General features: G+C 47.2%; 2 protein-coding genes. Both read left to right on the plus strand.

The annotated features are described in order from the left end of the window. The coding region (locus BZG79_RS13505) for a methyl-accepting chemotaxis protein (RefSeq protein ID WP_199877883.1) at positions 1-1,954 on the plus strand (1,954 nt) is incomplete at its 5' end. A gap of 86 nt (positions 1,955-2,040) precedes the next feature. Further along, positions 2,041-2,919 (plus strand): LysR family transcriptional regulator, encoded by an 879-nt coding sequence (locus BZG79_RS13510; RefSeq protein ID WP_021023944.1) that lies wholly within the window; start codon positions 2,041-2,043, stop codon positions 2,917-2,919. Positions 2,920-2,948: the final 29 nt, after the last annotated feature.

Here is a 2,948-nt window from a genome sequence, read left to right on the forward strand (position 1 = left end):
GTGTATGCGTTGGCAAACTCTTTCAATCAGAAAGCGGATTTATATCGTTCTCTCAACCATTTTAGTGCTCAGCACGCTGATTGCGATGGTGCAACAAGCGATGTTATCAGCAAACAAACAGCTTGATGATTTAAAAAATATCATTCTGCCTAGTCAGTTACGTGGGTTGGCATTTGAGATCAGTAATGAACTGCAGCCAGCAATTACGGGCTCTAACTTTCTTGCTCACCATTCGGGGCTAATCGATTGGGTGGATAATGGCGGAGACTTATCTAATCTCGCGCCAATTCATCAGGCACTTTCCAACGCGAAAACGCGTCTTGGTGCAGATAATGCGTTTGCGACGATAGACACAGAGCAAGGCAAGTATATTTTTACCTATGATGGTGAGCATCGGAGCAGCTCGATGCAGACCTACCCTTATCGTGATTTCTACCCCAATTTTTTGAATAAAAATCAACCTTATGAGCTGAATATGAATCGCGATGTGAATAACAGCGAGTATGTGATTTTTATTAATTATCGGAGTGTCCCTGTCAACGCTGCTACCGGTCAGCCTTATGTGGTGGCGGGTGTCGGCTTTAATGTCAGCAGTTTGGTTAATCTCGTGCAGGGTTTTCGCATTGGAGAGCAAGGGCGTGCGATGTTAGCCGCGCGCGACGGCAGCGTAGAGGTGGCACCAACGGACTCCGCACTGAATGCAGACAACGCCAATCGCTTTCAGCAAGCGGTGACGAAAGGAGCCAATAAACCGGTTATTAGCGAAGTAACTATTGATGATAAAGCATTTTTTGTTGGATCTTACTGGCTAGCAGACTTAGATCGCTTTGTGGTGGTTGAAATCCCTAAAGCACAAATAACGGAACCCATCTTGAATCAGTTTATCCAGTCTTTGTTAGTAACCTTGGTGTTTATTGCCATTGCGTTGCTTGTCACGCACTGGGTGATCAGTAATTTGACCCAACCGATCAAGCAACTCTCAACTGAAGTCGATGAAATTGCCAATAAACTCGATTTGGGTCATCAGATATCAGTAAAAGATCAAGCCGAAGTCGGACGTCTTGCCAATAAAATTAACGGTCTATTAGCGCGTATTCGTGACGCATTGCAGGCAGTGAACCATACCGTTGACGAGTCGCAATCCGCATTTGGGGTACTAAAACAACAAGCCCACGAAGTGAATCAGGCAGGGATGGTGCAGCAACAATCGCTGCAAACTATCTCTGCGGCCAGCCAAGATATTACTGAAATTACCACTGAGGTGACGGATTCGGCAAATCACGCCGGCGAGCTGTCCCAAGCTGGGAATGCGGCGCTTAAAGAGGCCTTAAGTGGTATGCATACCAGTTTGCGGCATATTGAGCAACTGGGTGAAAACATGACCTCGAGCCAAACTAGCTTGGATGAGCTCAATCACCATATTGAGAATATTCTTCGAGTGCTTGAAGTGATTAGTGCCATTTCCGAACAAACCAATTTACTGGCACTTAACGCGGCGATAGAAGCCGCACGCGCGGGGGAACATGGCCGCGGCTTTGCGGTGGTTGCTGATGAAGTGCGCTCGCTGTCACAACGTACCGGTGAGTCGACCAGTGAGATCCAAGAAATCATCAATCAGCTTCGTGCTGCATCCGACAATGTAACCGGACAAATTAATCAAGTGAGCCAAGATAGTCAGAATAGTCTTGATACTCACCAAAAAGCGGTTGCGAATATGGACACCTTGGATAGCAACCTACAAAAATTATTTGAGCACAATGCGCGGATCGCTGATGGTGCTAATCGACAAAGCAGCGCCGTGAATGAGATTAATCAAAGTATTGAAGAGTTAGCGCAGCAGGGAAGTCGCACCCAAGAGGTATTTGAACAAAGTGAACAAGCAGTGACCAGCTTTGATCAACGCATGAAGGAGTTAACCAAAAAAGTCAGTGCTTTTAATGGGTTGAGCAAGTAACTATACGAGGTGTCACACACAAATGCTAACGCCTTTATTGCTTGTGTCTTTGCCGTGCTCCGGTAGGATAGCGCGAGGAGGGCGGCATGAATCTAACCCAAATTGATGCGTTTTGTGCAGTGGCAGACACCGGATCAGTGTCTGAAGCAGCACGTCAACTGGATGTGAATCGCTCACGTTTAAGTATGGCGATTAAAGCGCTAGAACAATCACTTAACGCCGAATTGTTCTATCGCACCGGTAACCGTCTAACACTGTCGGAAATCGGCAAAGCTGTGTACAAAGATTTCGAGAGCATATCGGTCACGGCGGCGCGTATTCGCCGTACTTGCGAGCAAGCGAACGCGGGATTTAATGCCGAAGTATGGATCGCGCGTGATGATGCCATTCCCGATCAACTTTGGCAGGATTGGGCCCATCAGCTTAACAAGCGCTTTACCGCGACCTCCTTTAACCTTGTGCTGGCCTCGAGCGGTGATTTGGCCAACTTGGTTGAAACCCAACAAGTCGACTTTGCGTTTGGGGTCGATTACGAGCGTATTGACGACCCTCGTATCAACTACCAACCGCTGGGTAAAATTCGCATGATGTCTGTATGTAACAGTGAGCATCCGTTGAGTCGACTACGTCGGGTCAGTGATGATCAACTACGTAACGCCATGCAAGCGGTAATGGTCTACCTCAACGAAAAAGACAATCCCGAGCTTCAACCCTTCTCACGCCGCTATATTGGCTTTTCTAGCTTTGAATATATGCTCAATACCATTTTGCAAGAAGAGGCATGGGGCGTGCTACCTGAGCCGCTGATCCGCAAACACCTCCGCGAGCAGCGCTTGGCTGTGATCAAGCATACTTACGGCCTCACGCAAGAAGATTATTGCCTGTTTACGGCGTCTGGTATGGCCGAACACCCTGGGATCCAATGGCTGAACGATAGCATTACTAACTATTTGTTTGATTTCTAGATCTTGTTTAATTTCTAAATCGTCTATTA

This window comes from Salinivibrio sp. MA427 (assembly GCF_001996115.1).
In the GTDB taxonomy this organism is placed as follows: domain Bacteria; phylum Pseudomonadota; class Gammaproteobacteria; order Enterobacterales; family Vibrionaceae; genus Salinivibrio; species Salinivibrio costicola.

Bases quoted from the DNA above. Each gene is read 5' to 3' on its own strand.
- BZG79_RS13510 (WP_021023944.1), top strand. From the start codon at position 2,041: ATGAATCTAACCCAAATTGATGCGTTTTGTGCAGTGGCAGACACCGGA.